Source organism: Streptomyces marianii, from assembly GCF_005795905.1.
Lineage (GTDB): Bacteria > Actinomycetota > Actinomycetes > Streptomycetales > Streptomycetaceae > Streptomyces > Streptomyces marianii.
Window position 1 is genome coordinate 46,116 of the sequence record NZ_VAWE01000005.1, and the last position, 21,720, is coordinate 67,835.

A 21,720-nucleotide genomic window follows, 5' to 3' on the forward strand; every position below is an offset into this window, starting at 1 on the left:
TGCCCTCTGGCGTGCGGTATTGGACGGTCGTCGATGACGGCTACGAGGTCGTGTTCATCGCTGATCAGTGGCTGAGGTTCTTGCGGTTCGGCCGAAGCCGTTCCGAGTTGACGACGAAGGCGTACGCCGGCGGCATAGCGCTGTACCTGCGGTGGTGCCGGTCAACCGGGCGCGAATGGTCCGTCGCTGCGCGGGACCTGGGCCTGTTCATGGTCTGGCTGAAGTACACGCCGTCCTCGCTGGATGACGATCCGGCGCCGGTGGTGCTGGGGCCGGGCGCCGACCCGGCTCGCAAAGAGCGGAGGGTCAACGGCGTCCTGGCGGCGGTGCGGGGGCTGCTGTCCTACGCGGTGTCGGTCGGTGAGGCACCGAGGTCGGTGCTCGGGCAGATCTACGAGCTGGCGGACAGCCGGGACCTGCCGGTGGAGGCCCAGGGCGAGGATTCCGGCCTGACCTACCGGCTGCGAGCTGTCCACCGGAGCCAGGAGCCGGAAGCCGAGGTGGACCGGGCCACCGACGAAGAGCTGGTGGCGATGTTCCTGGAGTGCCGCAATGCCCGTGACCGGCTGATCGTGCTGCTGCTCGGCCGGGTCGGGCTGCGCCGCGGCCAGGCGGCCGGTCTGCACCGCAGTGACTGTCACCTGCTTCCCGATTCGCGGGCGCTGGGCTGCGACTACAGCGGCGCTCACCTCCACGTCCGGCGACGGGAGAACAGCAACCGGGCGTGGTCGAAGTCGAAGCAGGCCTGGACACAGCCGTTGGACTTCCTGGTGGTCCAGGCTTTCGACCAGTACATCGACGAGCGACACGAAATACTCGGGGCGGGCGGCAGCGACTTCCTCCTGGTGAACCTGTTCCGTGAGCCGCTGGGGGCGCCGATGCCGCCGGACGCGCTGGGCGAGTTGTTCGAGCGGCTGAGCCAGCGGGCCGGGCTGTCGCGGAAGGTCGGTCCCCACATGGCCCGCCGGGCCTTTGGCAGCAACGTTGCGGACGCCGGCGGGTCGGTGGACGAAGTGCAGGCCCTGCTCGGCCAGACCCACCCGGAGTCGCCCAGGCCCTACCTGATCCCCGACCGGGCCCGATTGCGCGAGGCGATCGAGCGCGTTCCCTCCCCGCGGTCCCTGCACGGGACGGGGGAGAAGTGATCGGGACACCTCTGCCGCTGGCCCATGAGCTGCAGGACCTGCGGACCCAGGTCATCATCGACGCCTTGGACGCCGAGTTCCTGAGCCTGGTGAGCTGGGACTGGGAGTCGCGTGTCGTGCGCTACCCCAAGGTCCATCCGGTGCTGGGCATGCCGGACTGCGAAATCCCCGGCTGCACGAAGGGCACCCCGCTTGGCGAACCGGTCTGTGTCGGCTGCATCGGCCGCTGGCGGCGCTCCGGCCTGTCCTTCGAGGACTTCGCCGCGGTCCCGAGGGAGAGTGCCTATCACCGTTCCGACGGGCAGATCCTCTGTCGTGTCCCGGGCTGTCAGCGGCCGCCCCGGCTGGTCACGCATGGTCTTTGCACCGCTCACCAGGCGCGCTGGCACAGCTCGTCCGAGCTGACCGTAGAAGACTTCCTGCGCAACTCCCCGCAGCAGGGGCTGCCCGGGTTCGGGCCCTGCCAGGTCGCCGCCTGCTACCGGCTGCGCGGCTCAGAGCGGACCCGCTACTGCGAGGTCCACCGAGGCCGCCTCAACCGCGAACGGCGGTCGGGGACCTTCGACGGCGACGAGGAACGGTGGCGCCTGACGTCGTCGTCGGTGCCGGTCAACCGCGAAGTCAGCCTGCGCGGGCTGCCTGACCGGCTGGTCGCCGAGCTCCTCTACTGCCTTCAGGTCCGCACCGCCCGGGAGGCGAAGACCAAGGATCACCGGATGCGGCACATCAGCGATCAACTGCGTCTGTTCCAGGTCCCGAGCCTGGAGACGCTGGGAGAGGACGACCTGATCCGCGCGGGGATGGTCGATGACCTTCGGATGATCATCCGTGGTGCACAGACCGCGCTGCGCAGGCTGGGGGCGACTGCGGAGACCGAGCGGCTCAAGGACGTCTGGGACCTGTTCGTCTTCGGGCACCACGGCACGCTCACGTTCAGCCGGATCCACCAGCGTCCCCTGCGGGAGGCGGTCAAGGTCTGGGCCTATGACGAACTCCCTCGGCGTCGCGGGCGGCATGTCGCCAGTTCCATGCAGAACATGATCCGCGGCATGGAGCAGCTCTCGGACAGCCTGCGGCTGCAGCGGGACGACGCGGGGCATGCACTTCGGCTTCTGGGCCGCACGGACATGGTCAGCTTCTGCAACCGCGTCGCGTTCCTCACCGAGACCGGCGTCTTCGGGGCTCACCACCGGGTCAATGTGATCCGATACGTCCGCAGAATCGTGAACCGGATCCGTGTCCTGGGTCTCACCGGCCCCGGCCAGATGCTGGAGGGCCTGCCGGCGGACTTCTCCCTGTCCATGGAGGACATCCCCGACGAGCCCGAGGACACCGAGGCCGGACGGGACCTGCCGGACGAGGTGATGCGGGAGCTCTGTGACAACTTCGATCTGCTGGAGAAGATGAGCAACCGCGAGTACCGCGTCGCGGCCGAGCTCCTTGTCGACACCGGCCGGCGGCCGGACGAGATCAGCACGCTGGCGCTGGAGTGCCTGGGCAAGGACCCGGACGGGACCTTGGTCCTGATCTATGACAACTCCAAGAACTACCGGCTGGGCCGTCGTCTGCCGATCGCGAAGGCGACCGCCGCCGTGATCACTGCGCAGCAGGAGCGGGTCCGTGAGCGCTTCCCTGGCACCCCGGCCGACAAGCTCAAGCTGCTGCCGAGCCCGGTGGCCAACCCCGCGGGAACGAAGCCGATCGGTTCGATCGGTGACGCCCACCGGGCCTGGGTCAACGCGCTTCCCGACATCATGATTCCGGTCGTCGTCGAGGTCGACGGGCAGCTGGTGACGAAGCTGCTGCCGTTCGACAAGTCCAAGATCTTTCCCTACGCCTACCGGCACTCCTTCGCTCAGCGCCACGCGGACGCCAACGTCGACCCCGACGTGCTCATGGATTTGATGGACCATCGTGAACTCTCCACAACTCAGGGCTATTATCGGGTCAGCCAGGAGCGACGCCGTGAGGCGGTCGACCGGGTCACCGCGTTGCAGTTCGACCGCCGCGGCACCCGCGTCTGGCGCAAAGCCCAAGGACTTCTGGACTCCGAGCACGTACGGCGGGCCATCGGCGAAGTCGCCACGGCCTACGGCATCTGCCTGGAACCCCACAACGTCGCGGCCGGCGGCCAGAGCTGCCCGCTCCGCTTCCGCTGCATCGGCTGCGACCACTTCCGCACTGACGTCTCCTACCTGCCTGACCTGGAGCGATACCTCTCTGATCTCCTCCGCAGCCGGGAGCGGCTGATGTCGGCCTTCGAAGCCGACGACTGGGCCCGCAGCGAAGCGATGCCCTCCGAGGAGGAGATCAGCCGGGTCCGCCGTCTGATCAACCGGGTCAAGGCGGACTTGGACGACCTCTCGGACGAAGAACGTGCCCAGATCGAAGAAGCCGTCGCCGTGGTCCGCCGCGGCCGCTCAGTGATGCTGGGCATGCCCCGCGTCGGCCAGCCACTTCCCGACGTCAGGCCCTGGAGGCTTCCGTGATCCCTGCTATGCGCGACGGCCGGCAGGCCGACACCGAGCGGCGCCGCCAGCGGGTTGCCACCGCGGTGAAGAACGCCGCGAGGAACGGCACGCCCATCAGCGTCTCGGCCATCGCCCGGCAAGCCGGAGTCGATCGCAGCTTCCTCTATCGTCACCGCGACTTGCTGGAGGTCGTGCACGCGGCCGAGCTCGAACCTGCGGCTCAAGACCCGGCAGGCACTTCACCAGTGAGCCGGGCCTCGCTCCAAGCCGATCTCGCGAACGCTCAGGCTCGCAACACCCGACTTGCCGCCCGCGTCCAGCAGTTGGAGAAGCGGTTGTCGCAGGTGCTGGGGACTCAGGCATGGCAGGAGTCAGGGCTCGGGGCTCCAGCGGACATCGACGAGCTCCAGCGGAAGATCACGAGACTGGAGCAGCGCAACGTCGAACTGGCCTCCGCGTTGGAGGAGGCCCGATCCGATCTCGATGCCGCGCGGGCGGCCAACCGGGACCTGACGAGAGCGCTGAACCAACGCGGCTGAGGCGGTCCAGGTTGTCGCGTGCCGTCGAAGGCGGCACGCGACAACCTGAATCACTTCCCTGCACGCATCAGCAGATGCCCCCGGCGAAACCGTTCTCCCTCGCATGGCTCACGCAGCATCCGGCCGACCTCGGTGAAGCCGGCCGCACCGGCCAGCCCTGCAAGGTCGTCGATCGGCCATCGGTAGGCTGTCGTCACCTTGTGGTCGAACGCCGTGGTCGGCTCACCTTCCGACTCGAAGAAGGCGAGCAGAAGAGTTCCGTCGGGCACGAGTACCCGATGGAACTCGGCGAAGTACGCCTGCACGTCCTTCGGTGGGGCGTGAATGATCGAGTACCAGGACACGATGCCTTGCAACTGGCCATCGGCCAGGTCGAGGGCATCCATGGAACCGACCTCGAACCGCAGGTCCGGGTATGTCTCCCGCGCGAGATCGATCATCACCGGCGACAAGTCGACGCCGAAGACGTCCAGCCCCAGATCCCGCAGGTGTGCGGTGACAGGTCCAGGGCCGCATCCCAGCTCGGCGACGGGCCCGGAGCCGGCGGCCCGCACAGCTTCGGCGAACGCGGCGAGCACCGCGCGATCCAGCGGAAGAGTGTTGAGGTCGTCGCGTGGCAATTCGGCATAGAGAACGGCGACGGCATCGTAGGCATCAGCTGTCGCACCGTGATACGAGGAAAGTTCAGTCACAAGCGAGGACCCTAGAGCCTTCCTGACGCTGACGGCTGGCTATCGGACAGGCCCACTGGCGACTGCTCGAAGCGACAGTGGCGCCACATGTGTTGCACACGATAGTGTCGCTCGCACCGGCGCTGAGCTGCACAAAGTGGTCCCCACTCGCCTCGCGCCACACGGTTACCCCCAGAGAAGTGCGCAGACCGATTTGGCTTCCTCGATCTGCAGCAGGGCCGGGCCGGTGTTGCCGATCGGGAAGAAGAGCTCCGGGTCTTCCTCGCGGCAGACGGCGTTGTGTCGCCAGTCCATGGTTTTCCTCCGTCGTTGTCGTGCGTGCGTCAGGGAAGTTGGGGTGCCAAGCCGGGGCGGGCCGAAGTGATCGCGGCCGCTGGCTGCGGAAGACCTTCTCCGCACCCGCCCGCGGCGGCGTGCGCGCTACTCAGCGAGGTGGCAGCGGATCTGCTTGCCGATCAGCGAGTGCTCGATGGTCCAGCCGGGGGCGAGCAGATCCAGCAGGGCCAGGCCCCGTCCGGAAGTCGCCTGGTCGCTGTCCATCGGCGTCTCGCTGCGGTGCGGCAGCAGCTCCGGAGCCGGGTCGTGCACGTTCACCGCGATACCGAGCGCGGTGACGTACACCTCGATCACCAGCGGCACTGCCGGGCCACAGGCCCGCACCGCGTTGCCGACCAGCTCGGAGAGGACCAGTTGCGCGGTGGCGGCGGCCTCGCGGTCGGCCCCGTACGACATCAGCACCGACGCGGCCAGGCGGCGGACGGTGCTGAGGGCGTGCTCGGAGGCGGTGACGTGGGCGGTGAAGCCCCGGTCGCGGTGGCGCAGGTACAGGCCCGGGACGGAGGCCGGCAGCACCGGCCGCTCCGTGAACATCACGCCGGTGCCGAAGGTGGTCGGGGCGCTCACCGCGTCCCGCCGCCGTTCGTGTTCGCCGGCGTCCCGTCGGCCTCTCGGACCAGGTGGTCCGACGTGGTCCACACCGAGCCGACCGCGAAGGGCTCGGCTCCGGGCCGCAGTCGGTCCTGAACGATCAGGGCCCACTGGGCGCAGCGCCGGTTGAGCAGCTCGCGCGCCCGCTTCGGGTCGCGGATCACGGCCAGGACCTCGAAGGCCCCGTCCTGGTTGGTGTAGATCGCGCCCTCGAGGCGGGGGCCGATCTGGGCGTCGACGACGCGGCGCAGGCCCTCGAGGATCTCGGGGTCGCTGACGCCGGACGACGGCGGAGATGCCATCATGGAAGCCAAGGTCGTACTCCTTCTGACTGCTCTGGTGAGTGGGTGAAGCGACCGACAACGGCCCCGGGGTGCGATCCCGGGGCCGTCACCGTTTGTTGAGGCCGGTCCTGCTGGCCCCCTGCCGTTGCCGCCCCGGTCGTGGCGGACAGCAGCGACAGGCAGCGCAGGAACTGCTGCGGTAGCGCGGACCCTTCCGCCGCGCCTGACCACCTTTCGTCCGGGAGGTGGCGTGCCCGCGATCACTGGCTCACCTGCCGGATCGTGCGATAACTCCGCTTACCGGCTGGGGGCTTTCGTCGCGCAACCGCCGCATGGTGCAAGGTGCGGGGGCGGGTGATCGCTCGGCCCACGCGGCAGCCGAACCAGACCGGGGTCTGACTTGCTGCCGCTCCATGGCACGAAGCAGAGTCGCTCTCACTCCCCCGCCTCGCACCGCCGTTCACGGTGACCGGGATTTCTGGCTCCGGCCTGCCCTTCTGATGCATCCCAACGAGCCCCGCAAGGGCCCGCGCGCCGGTTACCTCCCCACCCCTGCGCTCAAGCCGCCGTCAAGGGGCTTCAGCGATCGAGGGCTTCGCGGGGGTCGTCACCCAGCGGTCCGCATCTCCAGTTCTCAAGCAACGAGCGCTTCCTTGGCCCCCTCCCGTGGGAGAGCAACGTCCGGGCGCACTTTCGAAGTTAGTCGCACTGTAAGTGCTAGTCAACAGTCCGAGTGCTATCTAGCACTAGAAGGCTTAGTGTGAGAATGTGTCCGTGACACAGCGACTGAGAGAGGGAGGCAGCCCCGTGCCCAGCGGATTTGCACTGACAGTGCGGTTCACCCTGCGAGACGCCGAAGCTGCCCAGCAGTTCGATGAGCTGGTGGCACGTACCGCCACCGGCATCCGCGAGGAGCCGGGCACGCTCGTCTACGCCGTGCACGAGCCGGTCGACGAACCGCTGGTGCGGGTCTTCTACGAGCTCTACGCCGACCGTGCCGCCTTCCAGGCACACGAGGATCAGGCGCACACCAAGCACTTCCTCGCCGCGCGCGAGCAGTACCTGGCCAACACCGAGGTGATGTTCCTCAACGAGCTGGAAGGTCTCAGCAAGCGCCCCGGGTTGGAGGGGTGATGAAGCCGACGGGGAGGGACGTCGATCCGAACGATCGAGCGTTCGGGCAGCGCGTCCAGAAGTTCCGCAAGGAGCGTGGCCGTACCCAGGCCGAACTCGCGGCAGCTCTCGGCAAGACGAGTAGCTGGATGTCGCAGGTCGAACGGGGCGTTCAGCCGGTACAACGTGTCGACCTGCTCCAACAGCTTGCAGACGAGCTGGGTGTGTCCGTTCAGCAGCTACGTCCCGGCGCTCCGGCTGACCGTGGCGGGGAGTCATCGGCTCCCGCCCCGCTCGCGCTGTCCAACGACCTGGATGAGACCCGTCGACTGATCTCCGGTCACCCGGCTCTTCGCACACTGCTGTCCGGGCCGGCCGGGGACGAAGGCAGACCCGTGGAGGCGCTGCGCCGTGACGTCGACGATCTGTGGGAACTGACTCACGCGGGGCGCCTGGCTCAGGTCAGCCTCCTGGCGGTGGACCTGCTCCCTGCCCTCGAACACTCCGCGCGTACGGCTACGGAGCAGCAGCAGACCGAGCTGTACCTGCTGCTCTCCCGGGCCTACCAGGCGCTGTCGGCGGCGTTCGTCCGGCAAGACGAAGCCGACGCCGCCTGGGTCGCGGCCGATCGTGCTGTCTTCGCCGCAGAACGGTCCGGCGACCCGCTGCACGTCTGTGCTGGCGTCTTCCGAATGGTCCAGGCATTCGTTCGGCTTCGAAGCCTCGGTCAGGCCGAGCACGCGGCGCGCACGGCCATCGACGCGCTGGAGGAACACGGCAGCGATTCGCCGCAAGCCCTGTCCGTCTTGGGTTCCCTTCACCTGGTCCTGGCGCTGGTGCACGCACGCGCCGGCGCCCGGTCCGAGGCCAAGACCGAGATCGCCAAGGCCCGCGACATCGCTGCTCAACTGGGCGAGAACCGAAACGACTTCAATCTGGAGTTCGGCCCGGTCAACGTCGAGATCCAAGCGGTGAGCACTGCCGTCGATCTCGGCGACGCCGGCGAAGCCCTGGACATCGGCCTCAGCATCAACGCCGACGACCTGTCGCCCGAACGCCAAGGTCGGTTGCTGATGGACCTGGGGCGAGCACACGCGCAGAGGCGACACGGCGGCGAAGCCCTCGACTGCCTGCTGCGCGCAGAAGTAGTCGCCCCGGAGACGATCCAGACCCACCAAGCTGCCCGCGCAACCATTCGTGAACTGGTCCTCATCGCTGGCCCAAATGCCCCGCGAGAGCTGCTTGAACTGGCAGAACGAGCCGACGCCCTCGACTAGGACAAAGACCCTTGCTGACGTACTCGTCTTCCGCCTCGGGAGCTGCAGACTGCCCCCACGTGTGGGCAGAGCAGCCTGCAGCTCCCAGAGCATGTGGCCCCGAAGACCGACGGACACGGCGCTCACCGGCCCCGCCTGCTAGAAGGGGCCAGCAGGGCCTTCACAATCAGGCCGACCGCGCTGCCGCTCGCCAGGGTGGTGATGACGTCCCGTATCACCACGAGCAGCACCGAAACGACCAGGCCGACGGTAAGGACGACGGTGATGCGTACGACCACCGCGCCACGGGATCCGCGCAGCCGTGGGCCTTCTTGGGTTCTCGCGCAGGTGCATGGGTGGGTATGGGCCAGCTCAGCGTTGGTGGCGGTGAGATTGATCTGCCGTCCGTGTGCATCGAACATGGCGCTCCCCCCTTCCTCGCGGGATCGAAGTGACGTGAACTTGTCGATCACCACGGTCCGTTGGGGGAGCATGACCAGACGAGGTCCCTCAGCGGCCCGGTCCGGGACCTAGACCGGACATGAACCGGACCAGAGGGGGACCAGGCCGTATGCCCTGCTGATTTGCAGTCGTCGCCGCATGACACTGAGGTCCGCAGAGCACGATTTCGTGACTCGGGAGGAGCGGTGGCCGGAAGCGCCCATCAGGGAGATCCGCGCACCACGTTGGAGTTCTTGCTGCGGGAGCAGCCGAAGACGTACGACGAAGTCGTTCGCGACTTCGCTCGTCTTGCTGAGGAGTTAGGGGAGGACGTCACCCTCAGCGTTCGGCATCTTCGGCGGCTCGCGAGCGGCCAGCGCACCAACACCACCCCGGTCATGCGTCGCGTCCTGCAGGCCATGTTCGGCAGGCCGCTGGAGGAACTTCTCGCTCCGTGGGACGGGGTCCTTCCTTCGGTGGCTGCCGGATCCAGTGGGTTGGTCGTTGCCACCGGCCGGCCCAACGCGGACAAGGAGCTCATTGAGATGGCAGCGCGGCGCGCAAAGAGCTTTGCCCTCACAGCAGGCCAGACCGACCTCACCACCGATGTGCTGGAGCAGGTGCACGAAGATGTGCAGCGGCTCGCGACCGACTATCCGCAGAGGCCGCTCACCGAGCTGCTTCCCGATCTGTTCACCACGCAGGACACTCTCTTCACGCTGCTCGAGCAGCAACGACGACCGAGCCAGGCGCGTCAGCTGTATTTCCTGGCCGGTGTGACCGGTGGGTTGCTCGCGAAGGCCTCGCACGACCTCGCAGACCCGTACGCGGCGCTCACCCAGGCCCGGACGGCGTTCGTCTGCGCGGACAACGCGGACCACAACGGGCTCCGCGCGTGGATCCGTGGCATCCAGTCGCTGGTCTCCTACTGGGCTGGCCGCACTCGCGAGTCGGTCAAGTACGCCCAGTCCGGTGCGGAGTTCGCGCCGAACAGCACCGCCAGTGTGTGGCTGCCCGTGAGCGAAGCCCGCGCCTGGGCTGCTCTCGGCAACGCCAACGCGACCCGGGCCGCCATCGAGCGTGCGGAGGCGGCATGGGATTCCGTGCAGGAAGACGAGGTCGACGAACTGGGGGGCCTGTGCACGTTCGGCCGGACCCGCCAGATCTACTACGCGGCCGAAGCCCTCTCCTGGCTGCCATCCGAGACCACGGCCGCGGCGGACTACGCGAACCGGGCCGTCACGGCGTACGAGGACACCAGCTCGCCTGAGTGGGCGTTCGGGGACCAGGCCGGCTCGCGCAGCGCCCTAGCCATCACCCGGATCCGTGCGGGTGAGCTGGAGGGCGCCGCGGAAGCAGTCGCGCCCATGCTCGAGCTCGTACCGGAGCAGCGAATCAACGGCATCATCCACTGCGCCCAACGGGTCCACCGTGCTCTTGGCGAATCGCCGCTCGCCGAAGCCGGCGGGGAGCTCCAGGAGCAGATCGAGGCCTTCACCCGTACCCCGCTCAAGTCCCTGCCCAGCTAGGAGTTCACCGTTGACGTATCCGATCCGCATCGTCGGCGACCAGGTCGTCCTGCGCGAGTTCACCCTCGAGGACGTTGACGATGTCCTGGCGATCATCGGCGACGACACCGTCACGACGTGGCTCAGCTTCGACAGCCGCGACCGTGCCCAGGCCATCGCGATGCTCGAGGGCACGATCGAGCGCGCTCAGCAGGAGCCCCGGAGCGAGTTCTACTTCGGGGTGACCAAGCGCGGCGACGACAGGGTGATCGGATTCGCTCGGATCGGGCTCAGCGGCGTCCAGGCCGGGAAGCTGGGATACGCCATCACAGCGAAAGAGTGGGGCCGCGGCTACGCCACGGACGCGGCCCGCGCTCTGATCACGTACGCGTTCAAGGAGCTCGGTCTCCACCGGATCACCGCCGCGATCGGACCGGACAACGCCGCCTCGATCGCCGTGGTGCAGCAACTCGGGTTCACCCGCGAGGGCGTACTGAGGGATCACGTCTTCACAAACAGCGCGTGGCGCGACAGCGTTCTGTACGCCGTACTCGCTCCCGAATGGGGCGCCGTATGAGGGCATCCTGGCATCCGGCCTCAGGCAACGGATCCCTGACGACACGTGACCCCCGGAAGTCCCTGACGTATCGCGGGAACGGTAGGGTGGCCCCGAACGTTGATCAAAAAGAAGTGGCCCCGTCGACCGGCCTTGGCAAGCCGGGAGGGGCCACGTGGCCAACGGACCTTGTAGTGGGGGTCCGAAAGCCTGCCGAGCACCCTTTTCGCGAGAAGGAAGGTGCCGACGTGATCAGGGTACCTGTACCCGCACGCGCACACACCGCACCCCGCCGTGGGGTCAGCAGCCATGCCGGTTGCTGGTCCGTCGACGGGGCGCTCGTGTTGTCCGCACGCACCCCGGGCCGCACCTCTGCTGAGGGGGCCGGGATGGTGACGTAAGTCGTCGGGGGCGGCGCCCGTCTGGGTCTTCATGCCGCCCCGGGTCGCTCAGCTACCAGGTGATTCGCACTCACCCCGGCTCAGCGCCCATCTGCCTCCGGAGGGTTTCGCACGCCCTCCGAAGGGATTGTCCGTCCGGGTTCGCACCCCGTTCGAACAGTTCGATTCAGGTTCTCGGCAGAACCAACCAGCAGCCCCGAAGGGGATTGCTGTACCCATCTGCAGCGCAGGAGGCGTTGTCATTTTGCACGACCACAGGGCGGCCCGCCAGCTTTGGCAGGGCAGTCGACTCCAGTTCCAGCCGTCCGAGCGGCTGTTGAGGCGCTTCGACGTGACGGACATCACGGCGCCGCTTGTCAGCGCGCATGGGGTTGTCGGGGGCGGCGGAGATTCCTCGCTCGGGTCCGTCACACGCGACGCGATTTTCGAACCTGTAGAGAGTGTGACCCCCTCCTTCTCTACCTCCGTCCTGTCCGCCGCCAGCGTGGCCGGCCTTCCGGTCGTCGCTCACTGGTCTCTGTCCACAGGTGACCTGTTCGAGGGTCGCCGGATGGACTCTGTACTGATGCCGTGCCGGGTGAGCCGGTGAGCGCCGTGGCGGCGGAGGCCGCTGTCGAGACCGGCGTGCTCGCGCCGCTCCAGCCGCGGGCGGCCCTCGTGCCCTGGCGGTCTGGGGTGGTGCGCAAGCAGCGGGTGAAGGTGCCGTGGCGCCTGGTGGCGTCGCCGTTCTACCCGGATGTGGCGCTGTCGGTGTACGTGAAGGTGGCGGCGCTGGCGGCGCGGCCGGAGGGCTGTGAGGCGAAGGCGGAGACGCTCGCGTCGTACCTGGGGCTGTCGAAGGCCTCGGTGGAGCGGGGTCTGACCGCGCTGTCGAAGCCGGCGCCAGACGGTGTGGCGGAGCTGGCGACGCGTCGGCGCACACGGCCGGGCGGTAAGGGGACGTCGGCGGTGCGCCGGACGCGGCCGGTGTCGGGTGCGGAGGCGTTCGTGTGGGTGCCGGTGGCGGCCGCGGAGGACCTCACGCCCCGGCAGCTGCGCGCGTATGCAGTGATCGCGTACGCGGAGAAGATGCGCATCGCGCTGACCGAGACGGAGCTGGCCGGGTATCTGCGGCACCACACCGGCCAGCGGGCGGGGCAGCCGATTACGGCGGACGCAGCCGGTGCGGTGGTGGATGAGGTGGAAGCGGCGCGCTGGATGACGGTGCAGCGGCGGGCCGGGGCGCAGGGGCGTCACCGGTACATCGCGCACGACATCGCCTCGGAAGCGGCCGGTCCGACGGTCGTCGACGTTGCGCCTGCCCCCGCCCTGGAGCCGACGGACGAGGTGTCTGAGGCGCCTGTGGACAGTGGTGCGCAGGCGTCGGTGAGTTCCGTGGTTGATGAGGGGTCGGGTTCCGGGGTTGGTGAGGGATCCCTCGCGAATAGGGAATCACTTAGGACTGACTCACCAGATGACGAGGGCGCGCTCTTCTCACCCGCCGTAGGCGAAGTACCGGTAGGAGAGGTGTGGAAAACCGGCTCGGACGTGAACGCGCGTACGGATGCCGGTGGTCTCGCGCTGCGCGCGGATGGCAACAGCCAGCCCGTCCCCACCGAGTCGAAGAGCGAAATGCGCAGCAGCAGCGGGGGGTCGGCCAGGTCGTCGTACACCGGTCCGCAGCTGGCGATGAGCGCCCGGGTGTACGCGGTGCTGGAGCCGGTGCACCTGCTGCTGGAGCGGGTGAACAACGACTTCGTCGTGCGGAAGATCGCCCGTGAGGTGGGCCGTCAGCTGCGCGAGGGCATGGATGCCGAACGGCTGCAGCACCGGCTGACCGCCCGGTTCGCCGGGGTGATGGTCTCGGAGATCCGTGACCCGGGCCGCTGGCTGCTGGGGGTGGCGCTGCCGCGCTGGGGCTGCGGGCACCTGGACTGCGAGTCCGGGACGATGTGGTCGACCGGCCGCCGCTGCGACGTGTGTGCCGACATCGTCGCCGACAAGTTCACCGCCCGGCAGCGCGCCCAGCGCCTGGAGCAGGGCCTGTGCCCCGAGCACGGCACTCGCCCCAGCCCCGCCGGCGTCTGCACTCTGTGCGAGCTGGACGACGCCGTGCGGCATCCCGCCCCGCTGCCCGCCCGCCAGGAGCCGCAGGGCCCGCCGCGCGGCAACTGCGGCGAGTGCGGCGCCCGGATCTTCGTGACCGGTCCCGCCCTCGAGGACGGCCTGTGCAAGCCCTGCCGCCAGGAGCACGCCGACCTGGCGGCCGTCGCACCCACGGAGCCGGCCGCACCGGCCCGGTCGGCTGGAGTGCTGACCTGCTCCGGCAAGGACGGCGACAGGCCGTGTGCCCGCAACGCCCTGCCGACCCGCAAGGTCTGCGCCCGGCACCGCGCCCAGGAGGTGGCCGCCGAACCGGCATAGGTCGGCTGACCTGCCCCCTCTGGCGCACAGTCGAAGGACTGTTACGTTCAATGTGACGTTCGGAGTGATTTTCAGCGTGACGTTCGGCTAGGATTTGGGAAGGAGGTTGAACTGATGCCCACGGAAGACGAGTTGTTCGAGGCGGTGGATGCACTGCTGGAACAGGGGCCGCTGCTGCCCCCGCCAGCGGAGCGCCGTCGGCTGCGCGAGGCCGCCGGCCTGACCCAGGAGGACGTGGCGGCCGCGCTGCGCACGAAGCGCGAGACGGTCAACGGCTGGGAGACCGGCCGCACCACCCCGCGCCCGCCGCGCCTGGCCGCGTACAAGCGGCTGCTGGACGGCTGGGCGGTGAGGTACCCGGCCGACAGCCAGGAGGTTCCCGCGACGTTCACCGCGGCCGCGCCGCCGCGCCCGACCGACGTTCCGCAGCAGGCTCACATCCCGCAGACTTCCACGGCCGCGAGCTCCCGCCCGGCGCCGGCGGACCGGCCCGCGGCGAGCACCAGGCCCTCGTCGACGTCGCGGCGGCCGGGCGCGAAGAAGGCCGCGTCGCCGGCCTCGGACCCGCGGTTCCCGCACGGTCCGCTGGGTGTGCTGGACGGCGACGGCACGGTGTACTGCGTCGGCGGCGTGGTGCTGGAGTGCCCGGCGACCACGATCCCGGCCCTGGTGGAGTGGACGCTTGCCGAGTCCGGGATCGGGCAGGCGCGGCTGCACCGCAACGGCAAGGACTCCGACCCGCTGATCGTGCTCACCGAGTCGGCCACGAAGCGGTTCGGCCTTCCGGCACGCCTGGAGAGCCCGGAGGAACGCCGCTCCCTGCGCCTGGCGGAGAACCACAAGGTCGTCAAGCAGATCACCCGCGCGAAGTGGCAGCTGACCAAGCGCGGGTTCGGCCCGTGGGCGCGGGTTTACCGGCCCGCCCAGGGCGGCCAGCGCCGCTGCGTGCAGTTGGCGATCCTGTCGTGGGACGCACTGGACCCGAGGGCGTGGGGCGACGCAGCCGAGTTGCCGGCGCCAGAGCTGGCCCGTGTGCTCGGGGTGTACGCGAACCGCGTCATCACCCCACGCGGCTCCACCGCCGTCTCCGGCCTGGAGCTGATGACCGCGCTGCGCCCGCCGACTCGCGCGGTGCGCGACGAAGCCACCGGCGGGTTCCGCAAGGCGGACACCAAGAATCCCGGCTCCCTGGGCGAGCACCCGATCGACCCGGCCCCGCCGGAGGCGCCCTCCGAACACCCTAAGGTTCAGGACTGGGACGGGGGCTTCCTCGATGAGGAGGCGTACCAGTGGATGCGCCCGATGGACACCCTCTCCGATGAGGAGTGCCTGCTGCCGTGGGCGGTGGGCATCGACATCAACACCGCCTACCTCGCGGCCGCCGCCCGCCTGACGGTGGGCCTGGGCGAGCCGGTCCGCGTCAACGCGCCCGTGTTCGACAAGAAGATCCCCGGCTGCTGGCTGGTCGACCTGTCCCACATCGAGACCGACCCGCGCCTGCCGTCGCCGTTCACGCCGTCCGGGAAGCGGCCGACCGGTCCGGCCTGGTACGCCACGCCCACCGTCGCTTACGCGGTGGAGCTCGGCTACAAGGTGCAGCCGCTGGAGGCGTTCCTGCGGTACGAGACCGGCGCCTTCCTGGACCCGTGGCACGACCGGCTCAAGGACGCCTACGTGACCACGATGGCCGACCTCGGTGTCCCCGTCGGCAAGGACGTCGACGAACGCGCGTTCCTGGCGGCGATGGAGCACCACAAGGACGTCGACCCCGGCCTGACCTGCGTACTGTCCGCGATCAAGGCCACCGTCAAAGGCGGCATCGGCAAGATGCGCGAGCGGCCGCAGGGCAAGAACTACCGAGACGGCGATCCCTGGCCGGCACTTGAGCGCACGACCTGGCGCCCGGACATCCGCGCGGCCGTCATCGCCAAGGCCCGGGTCAACATGCACCGCAAGATGGCGAACGTGGCGAAGGCGAGCGGCCGTTACCCGCTGGGCGTGGCGACCGACTGCGTTGTCTACGCCAGCCCTGAGCCCTCCCCGCTGGCCTTCCTGCCGCTGACGCCCGAGGGGCACGTGCTGCCCGGGACGTTCCGGCTCGGCGCGACGCCCGGCCTGGCCAAGCTGGAGGGCGTCCAGCCGATGCTCACCGCGGTGGAGTGGCTGGAGAAGGGCCTCAACCCGGCCCGGCACATCAAGGGCGGCGACAGCTTCGCGGACGAAGGGGAGTAACCGGTGGGTGACATCGACGACGCGATCGAACGCGCCGGGTACGAGGCGGTCACCAAGGCCCCGCCCAAGACTCCGCTCGCGCAAATGCGGCTGCTGCTGAAGGCGGAGAAGGGCTCCACGAAGGCCGTGGCGGACCGCCTGGGCATCTCTCAGCGCACGGTGGAGCGCTACCTCAAGGGCACGTTCAAGCGGCCCCGCCAGGCCCTGCGGGACGCCCTGCTGCGCGAGGTCCGCAAGGTCTGGCAGCCCCGGGTGCGCCAGCAGGCCCGCAAGAAGGCCGCGACGTCCACCGGCCTCACGGTGGAGACCCGCGCCCGGTTCGGCTACACGGCGCCGATCGGCACGACCGACGACCCGCGGATGCGCCGGCTGACCGTCCACCTTCCGCCGGAGTACGCCGGACGGCTCTTCGATGCGCAGCAGGCAGGCGCGAGCGACCAACAGCTTCGTGGAATCGTCGCGGAAGGCTTGCAGGAGATCTATTTCAAGGACAACGGAGCGCGGGCTGACGGCCTCGAAGTCGCCATTACTGACATCGACTATTTCGACGTCTCGTACTGAGGTGAGCGCTGAATGTCTATCAATGAAAGGCCGCCCAGTGAAGAAACAGAACAGCGGTTACCGGGGCGCGCTATGAGGGCGGCCCGCGCTCCGTATGCGTACAACCTGGATGCGCAGACCGCGACGTGCCGCACCTGCCACATCTCCGGGTACAACCTGCTGCCTGAGCAGGCGGGCCCGTGGCACGCCGGACACCGGGCTCGGTGCGCCGGCGTTCCCGGCGGTGACCGCCCGCCGGGAACCGTCCTGCCGTTCCGGCGCTGACGCTGCCGCCGCCCCGTTGGAAGGGATCACCGCATGTCCGTCCCTGTCGCCCGGCGCCCCGGCTACCGTGGCGATGAGCCCCGCCTGGAGGAAGCCATGAGCGCCCAGCCCGACCACGCTCCCGCCCCACCGCCGGCACCGGCGCCCACCGCGGCTGCGCAGCTGCGCGCGCAGATCCGCGCCGACCGCCGCGCCCCGTCCTGGCTGCCAGCGTTCGAGCAGGACTGGTCGCGCGCGCTGCAGGACGCCCAGCACAGCTACAGCCTGGCCCCGCTGCACGACGTCGTCCGCACGTGGCAGGCCCGCCTGGCCGCAGCGCCGGCCGTCGACGCGTTCGTCGCCTCCGGCTACGACGACTCCGACGGCGTCGCCCTGGAGGACGTCCTCGGACCCCGCCAGTGACCGGCGCGCCGTGGCCGGCCCGGCTGTCGCCGCAGGCCTCGAAGGTGCTCGCCGAACTCCCGCCCCACGCAACCGAGATGCTGCGCGATGTGCTGGACATCGCCGGCCGTGACCCGTGGACCTGGCCGCCGTTCGATGCCCGCGACCCCGAAGGCGAAGACGTCCGCGCGGCCGCGGCCGGACAACTGACCGCCGTCTACTGGGTCAACCGCGCAGCGGCCCGCCTGTACGTGGTCGACATCGTCTGGCTCGGGTAGCCAGCCAGCACACCAAAGTGGCCCCTTCCCCGGGCATTGCAGCTGCCGGGAAAGGGGCCACTTCGCATTTCTCCGCCAGCACGCGAGGCAGGTAGCGCCCAACCGTCCGGGCAACCGACTCACTCACTGACTTGAGACGGCACCAGAGCCCGCCCCGCAAGGCACCGGAGCTCATACCGCAGCAACAGCCAGCATTCAAGCCCGGGTTCGAGCGTCTTCGCAGGTCACAAGCCTTGAATTCAAGATCCTGGCTGGCAAAGTCGGATCCGCTGCAGCACCCGCTCCCCACCCCGCCGCCTGCCGCGTGACCGACTTCACAGCAGATGGTGAACGTGCTGGTCAGAGCGCGGTTGCGGGGCTAACCCCTGCCTGAATCACCCTGGCGCAGCCCCGTCTGAGCCGACTCACCAAGACGCAAGGGCCAAGGAGAGCGCACCCTCCACCGGTCTGACCAGGGAAAACGCACCCTCCACCGCTCTGACCAGGCAACACCTCCCTTCCACTGTTCACGCCCTGCACGCGGAACCGCCGCACGCCTCATCCCGAGGGGGAAACCGAATGTCCACGCTCGCCCTGATGGTCGTCCTGCTGCTGGTCCTGGTCGGCCTGCTGCTTCTCGGCGCGCTCGCCTACGCCGTCTACCGCGTCCCACGCCTCACGCAGCCGCTGATCGTCGCCCTGACCGGTGCCGGGGTTCTGGCCGCCCTTGTCACCGCCGTGGTCACCGCCGGCGCCCGGTGAACCGGGCACCGCTTCGTCGGCCGCAGCGCCCGCGAAGCCCGTCCGTCGGCTGCACGGTGCAGTACGTGCAGCGCGGTGTGTGCAGCAGCGTGCTGCACACACCGCCCGGCGGGCAGCGGCCTGGCGCAGCTTCATCACTCGAATTCGAGTGGGATCGTTCGAATCAGACGACAGAGATTCGGACGCTCAGCCCACGCTGCCGCTCGCCGCTGCACGTGCTGCTGCTCCTGGTCCTCGTGCAGCATCCGCCGCTGCAACTACGGCCCGCGCGTGCAGCAGCTGGTGCTGCACCGCCGCCGGGAATCGCCGGTCTCTGTCCACAGGCCCGGGCCTCCAGCCTGCACACATGACTGATGAAGCCATGCAGCAGATAGCGCAGCGGGGTCCGGTCCGCGACGGCCTGGAGCGCGCGGAGCGCACGAAGTTCACCGAGCCGGTGCCGACGTCGCCAACGGAGCAGGTTCGGTTCCTGGTGGAGAAGGTGAAGGTCGGGACACGGGCTCTGGCGGCCCGTCTGGGCGTCTCACAGCGGACCGTGCAGCGCTACATCAAGGGCACGATCCGTACGCCGCGCCAGGCCACCCGGGAGGCCCTGGCCGACCAGGCCGCCAGCGAGTGGCAGCCGGAGGTCCGTGCGCAGGTCCGGGAGCGGGCGTCCAGCACCACGGGCCTGCTGATCTCCGTCCGCTGCCGTTTCGGGTTCGACGCTCCCGGCGGAAGCTCCGACGAGGCACGGATGCGCCGGATCACCCAGCGCGTCTCCCCGGCCGCGGCCCGGGAAATCATCGCGGGCCTCGAGGCCGGCGTCCCCGAAAAGGACCTCCACGACCTGGTCGCCCACGCGCTGGGCGAGGCGTACTTCCAGGACGGCGGCAGCCGCGCGGCGGGCCTGACCGTACGCATGCGGGACATCGACTACATCGACTTCCGCTACTGATCGCCTCCTCCACTCCACGGTGACACTCCGTACCTGTCACGCCGGTCTGTCACGCCGATGTCACGCGCACTGTCACGCTGCCATGAATCAACCGTGACCTTGGAATATGCCCTCAAGAGCGCCACCTGCGGGCGCAGCGTGACAAGCTCCGGAAGCATCTCCGGGAAATCACCTATGGTGACTGCATTCCGCCGGGAGCCGCAGGCCGCCAGGCCTTCGGCAGGTCAGCCGATGCCTCGGATCGAGGCGTCGTGATGGCCGGCGGAGACGGGTGTGTCCATCGGGTGCAGCCAGCGGACCGGCACGGTGAGCGCGGCGATCCGGGGGAGCTCCACGGGTTCGCCCTCGACATCGAGCAGCATGCCGGTGACCTGGTAGCCGTGGCCGAGCGGCAGGCCAGCGGCTTCGACCTGGTCCTCGGTGAGCTTCACCGTGATGCGGGTAGTGGAGGCCATCCGCAGGCCCTGGGCGGTACGGGCTTCGGTGTCGACGTCGGTGACGGTCAGCGGGAAGTACGAACCGCGCAGCCAGGTCAGGGGCCACCAGGAGTCGCCCATGGTCTCCGGCCGGTACCGCCGGTACGGGAGCGAGAACGGCACCTCGCAGCGGTACGTCTGCCCCACCCTGACGTCCTTGGTGCGCATGCCTCCAGGGTGCTCCCCGGTAGGGCGTCATCGATGCCCGCCGTCCGGACCGCTGACGGCCAGGTCCTGCTCGTCATCGCGGCTGAGCCACCCGGCGGGACCCAGCTCGAGGCTGGGTCTCTGGGTCCTGGGTCCGGCGTTTCGCCAGGTGGAGCCCTGCCACTCACGGGCTGGGTCCTTGAGGCTGGCTGGGTCCAGGATCTGTGTCATCGGACCGGATCTGTGTCATGGCACCCGCGTTTTCCCAGGTACACGCGGTGCGTCCAGGTGACTGTTCACCTGTGTCATCTGTGTCAGACGTCCGGTCCATGGCCCGGACCCTGCGGCTGGTTCAGCCGACCGCGTGCAGCGAGCCGCGCCGCTTGGCGGCCGCCGCCTTCTTCGCCGCGGCCTGCGCGGCGCGCTTCTTGCGCTGCTGGGCGAGCTGGTCCTGATAGGCGGCGACCGCACGGTGGTAGCTGTCGACGAAGCCGGGGGCGTCCAGGCGGTCGCCCTCAGGCATCGCGCTGACGGCCGCCACCGCGTCCTGCGGGGAGTTGTAGCCGGCCAGCATCGGGTTGATCTGGTAGACGCCGTTACGGACCTTCTTGACCAGCTTGGCCAGTTCCAAGGTGCGCAGCGCGGCGTTGACGCTGGGACGGCTGAGCGCGAGCAGCTCGCCGATGCTGCCCTGGTCGATGGTGATGCGGCCGCCCGGTTCGCTCAGGGCTCGCAGCTTCAGCAGCGCCCGGTAGGAGGCCGGCGGCAGGTCCAGGTCGGACAGCAGGCCGTCGGCGTTGACCGCGGCGAATCGCAGGGTGCTCACTGCTCTGTCCCTTCCTCCCGGCGCATGGCACGCACCGCACGGCGTGCTGCGCGTTGTGCGGCCCGCTCCTCACGGAGCTCCTCGATGGCCCGGCGCATGTGCTCCAGCGACGGGAAGCGCACGAGCTCCGGCAGCGTCGCGTCCTTGCGGATCTCGCTGATGGTCTCGTACTGCTCTACCCGACGGTACTCAGGCTTGCCGCCCGCGGTCTCCGTTCCGGGGATGAATTCCGCCACCCGGTAGGAGAAGGGCGGGTTGAACTGGTAGCAGCCGCGCTTGACCTTGAAGACGATGCCGTGGCTCATGATGACCTGCAGCGTCTCGGTCGCCTTGGTGCGCGAGACGTCCAGCACGGTGGCCATCTCATCCTGGGTCAGATGGATTCGACCGCCGGCGCGCTGGCAGGCGATCAGCAGCAGGATCATCCGCAGCGGCAGCGCCTCACGGAAGTACTGGGCGATCAGGAAGAAGAACTCCAAGCTGTCCATGGAGAACGCGTTCGGCTCGCCCGGACGGCTGTAGAACTCCAGCGGGGCCCGCTCGCCCTCAAGTGTCAGCCTGCGGCCCGGGTAGCGGCGCGCAACGTCGTCCAGGTCCCTCACCGGGGACAGAGGCCGGCCCCACGCCTGGATCGCATCGTCGAAGGGAGGCTGCTGCCGCGGAACACTCCTGGCTTCCGGCTGCTGGCCATCCTCAGGCTCGGCGGCCACGCGGCGCTCCTCTCCGTCGATGATCACTTGGAAGCAGTATGTCAGCCGCGCCGACACAAACGTCGGCCACGCCGACATTCCGCGTGTCTTGTGTCCCCCCAGGGGGACAGATCTCCCCCCTGCCGTTCTCGTGATGCCGCTGCGCCTACGCCCGCTGGAATGTCGGTCACGCTGACATTCCAGGGCTCCTGGTGTCGGCCACACTGACATTCCGACGCCGATCTGTACCCCCAGGAGAGACACACCGAAGGCGATCTGTCTCTCCTGGGGGTACAGATCGTCACTGCACACACCGCGCTGACCTGCGGTTTCTTCATCTCTCCCTATCTCTCTGAAGGCAGGCGGTCACGTGCGGGCCGGACCCCGTCGTGGCGCGCGCGGCTTCGCGTGCGGCTCCGTGGAGCAGCTGCAGGTCGTGGACGGCACCAGCG

The 21,720-nt window shown here is 69.1% G+C and carries 21 protein-coding genes and 1 pseudogene; 14 read left to right on the forward strand and 8 right to left on the reverse strand.

Going from position 1 to position 21,720, the window contains the following annotated elements; genetic code table 11:
* Positions 1 to 11 precede the first annotated feature (11 nt).
* The 3 genes from FEF34_RS40660 to FEF34_RS40670 are packed head-to-tail and all read left to right on the forward strand — an operon-like array spanning position 12 to position 4,155.
* Positions 12 to 1,145, forward strand: a complete 1,134-nt coding sequence (locus tag FEF34_RS40660; RefSeq protein ID WP_234042247.1) for a tyrosine-type recombinase/integrase — start codon at positions 12 to 14, stop codon at positions 1,143 to 1,145.
* The gene (locus FEF34_RS43550) at positions 1,142 to 3,634 is read left to right on the forward strand and encodes a site-specific integrase (RefSeq protein WP_234042248.1); all 2,493 of its coding nucleotides are present in this window, start codon (positions 1,142 to 1,144) and stop codon (positions 3,632 to 3,634) included. Before FEF34_RS40660 ends, FEF34_RS43550 begins: the two co-directional genes overlap by 4 nt.
* On the forward strand, positions 3,631 to 4,155 hold the full coding sequence (locus FEF34_RS40670; RefSeq protein ID WP_234042249.1) for a DUF6262 family protein: 525 nt from the start codon (positions 3,631 to 3,633) through the stop codon (positions 4,153 to 4,155). Before FEF34_RS43550 ends, FEF34_RS40670 begins: the two co-directional genes overlap by 4 nt.
* Positions 4,156 to 4,205: 50 nt before the next feature.
* Here FEF34_RS40670 and FEF34_RS40675 read toward each other — a convergent pair whose 3' ends face one another.
* The 4 genes and pseudogenes from FEF34_RS40675 to FEF34_RS40690 form a co-directional block, all read right to left on the reverse strand.
* On the reverse strand, positions 4,206 to 4,847 hold the full coding sequence (locus FEF34_RS40675) for a class I SAM-dependent methyltransferase (RefSeq protein WP_138051739.1): 642 nt from the start codon (positions 4,845 to 4,847) through the stop codon (positions 4,206 to 4,208).
* A 183-nt stretch (positions 4,848 to 5,030) separates the two neighbouring features.
* Positions 5,031 to 5,141 (reverse strand): annotated as a pseudogene (locus FEF34_RS40680) (WhiB family transcriptional regulator); the annotation flags it as partial.
* 126 nt (positions 5,142 to 5,267) lie between these two features.
* A complete protein-coding gene (locus FEF34_RS40685; RefSeq protein WP_234043376.1) occupies positions 5,268 to 5,750 on the reverse strand; it encodes an ATP-binding protein in 483 nt (160 codons plus the stop codon).
* Positions 5,747 to 6,079 (reverse strand): hypothetical protein, encoded by a 333-nt coding sequence (locus tag FEF34_RS40690; RefSeq protein WP_234043377.1) that lies wholly within the window; start codon positions 6,077 to 6,079, stop codon positions 5,747 to 5,749. The genes FEF34_RS40685 and FEF34_RS40690 overlap by 4 nt, the downstream gene beginning before the upstream one ends.
* 786 nt (positions 6,080 to 6,865) lie before the next feature.
* Between FEF34_RS40690 and FEF34_RS40695 the strand changes: the two genes are divergently transcribed.
* Both FEF34_RS40695 and FEF34_RS40700 read left to right on the forward strand, forming a co-directional pair.
* Entirely contained in the window at positions 6,866 to 7,192 is a 327-nt protein-coding gene (locus tag FEF34_RS40695; RefSeq protein WP_138058502.1) for a putative quinol monooxygenase, read from the forward strand.
* Entirely contained in the window at positions 7,192 to 8,448 is a 1,257-nt protein-coding gene (locus FEF34_RS40700) for a helix-turn-helix domain-containing protein (protein ID WP_138058503.1), read from the forward strand. The genes FEF34_RS40695 and FEF34_RS40700 overlap by 1 nt, the downstream gene beginning before the upstream one ends.
* Before the next feature lie 122 nt (positions 8,449 to 8,570).
* On the opposite strand, the gene FEF34_RS40705 is transcribed toward FEF34_RS40700, so the two are convergent.
* On the reverse strand, positions 8,571 to 8,849 hold the full coding sequence (locus FEF34_RS40705) for a hypothetical protein (protein WP_138058504.1): 279 nt from the start codon (positions 8,847 to 8,849) through the stop codon (positions 8,571 to 8,573).
* 264 nt (positions 8,850 to 9,113) lie between these two features.
* Between FEF34_RS40705 and FEF34_RS40710 the strand changes: the two genes are divergently transcribed.
* The 9 genes from FEF34_RS40710 to tpg (FEF34_RS40755) all read left to right on the forward strand — a co-directional run bounded on the left by FEF34_RS40710 (position 9,114) and on the right by tpg (FEF34_RS40755) (position 19,130).
* A complete protein-coding gene (locus tag FEF34_RS40710) occupies positions 9,114 to 10,397 on the forward strand; it encodes a hypothetical protein (protein WP_199800792.1) in 1,284 nt (427 codons plus the stop codon).
* Between the two features lie 10 nt (positions 10,398 to 10,407).
* Positions 10,408 to 10,953 carry a GNAT family N-acetyltransferase gene (locus FEF34_RS40715; RefSeq protein WP_199800793.1) on the forward strand — a complete coding sequence of 182 codons (546 nt, stop codon included), beginning with the start codon at positions 10,408 to 10,410 and terminating at the stop codon, positions 10,951 to 10,953.
* Between the two features lie 950 nt (positions 10,954 to 11,903).
* Positions 11,904 to 13,736 carry a hypothetical protein gene (locus FEF34_RS40725; protein ID WP_234043378.1) on the forward strand — a complete coding sequence of 611 codons (1,833 nt, stop codon included), beginning with the start codon at positions 11,904 to 11,906 and terminating at the stop codon, positions 13,734 to 13,736.
* A gap of 114 nt (positions 13,737 to 13,850) precedes the next feature.
* The gene (gene tap, locus FEF34_RS40730) at positions 13,851 to 15,968 is read left to right on the forward strand and encodes a telomere-associated protein Tap (RefSeq protein ID WP_138058506.1); all 2,118 of its coding nucleotides are present in this window, start codon (positions 13,851 to 13,853) and stop codon (positions 15,966 to 15,968) included.
* Positions 15,969 to 15,971: 3 nt separating this feature from the next.
* Positions 15,972 to 16,529 carry a telomere-protecting terminal protein Tpg gene (gene tpg, locus FEF34_RS40735; protein ID WP_138058507.1) on the forward strand — a complete coding sequence of 186 codons (558 nt, stop codon included), beginning with the start codon at positions 15,972 to 15,974 and terminating at the stop codon, positions 16,527 to 16,529.
* A gap of 297 nt (positions 16,530 to 16,826) precedes the next feature.
* Entirely contained in the window at positions 16,827 to 17,195 is a 369-nt protein-coding gene (locus FEF34_RS40740) for a DUF6247 family protein (protein ID WP_325063684.1), read from the forward strand.
* Complete coding sequence (locus FEF34_RS40745; protein ID WP_138058508.1) at positions 17,192 to 17,452, forward strand: hypothetical protein; 261 nt, start codon at positions 17,192 to 17,194, stop codon at positions 17,450 to 17,452. The genes FEF34_RS40740 and FEF34_RS40745 overlap by 4 nt, the downstream gene beginning before the upstream one ends.
* A 558-nt stretch (positions 17,453 to 18,010) precedes the next feature.
* The gene (locus tag FEF34_RS40750) at positions 18,011 to 18,193 is read left to right on the forward strand and encodes a hypothetical protein (protein ID WP_138058509.1); all 183 of its coding nucleotides are present in this window, start codon (positions 18,011 to 18,013) and stop codon (positions 18,191 to 18,193) included.
* Positions 18,194 to 18,539: 346 nt separating this feature from the next.
* Complete coding sequence (tpg, locus tag FEF34_RS40755; RefSeq protein WP_138058510.1) at positions 18,540 to 19,130, forward strand: telomere-protecting terminal protein Tpg; 591 nt, start codon at positions 18,540 to 18,542, stop codon at positions 19,128 to 19,130.
* Between the two features lie 224 nt (positions 19,131 to 19,354).
* Here tpg (FEF34_RS40755) and FEF34_RS40760 read toward each other — a convergent pair whose 3' ends face one another.
* The 3 genes from FEF34_RS40760 to FEF34_RS40770 form a co-directional block, all read right to left on the reverse strand.
* Entirely contained in the window at positions 19,355 to 19,774 is a 420-nt protein-coding gene (locus FEF34_RS40760) for a hypothetical protein (RefSeq protein ID WP_138058511.1), read from the reverse strand.
* Positions 19,775 to 20,105: 331 nt separating this feature from the next.
* Positions 20,106 to 20,579: a helix-turn-helix domain-containing protein gene (locus FEF34_RS40765; protein WP_138058512.1), complete on the reverse strand. Its 474-nt coding sequence runs from the start codon at positions 20,577 to 20,579 to the stop codon at positions 20,106 to 20,108.
* Positions 20,576 to 21,316 (reverse strand): hypothetical protein, encoded by a 741-nt coding sequence (locus tag FEF34_RS40770; RefSeq protein ID WP_234043379.1) that lies wholly within the window; start codon positions 21,314 to 21,316, stop codon positions 20,576 to 20,578. Before FEF34_RS40770 ends, FEF34_RS40765 begins: the two co-directional genes overlap by 4 nt.
* Positions 21,317 to 21,720 lie beyond the last annotated feature (404 nt).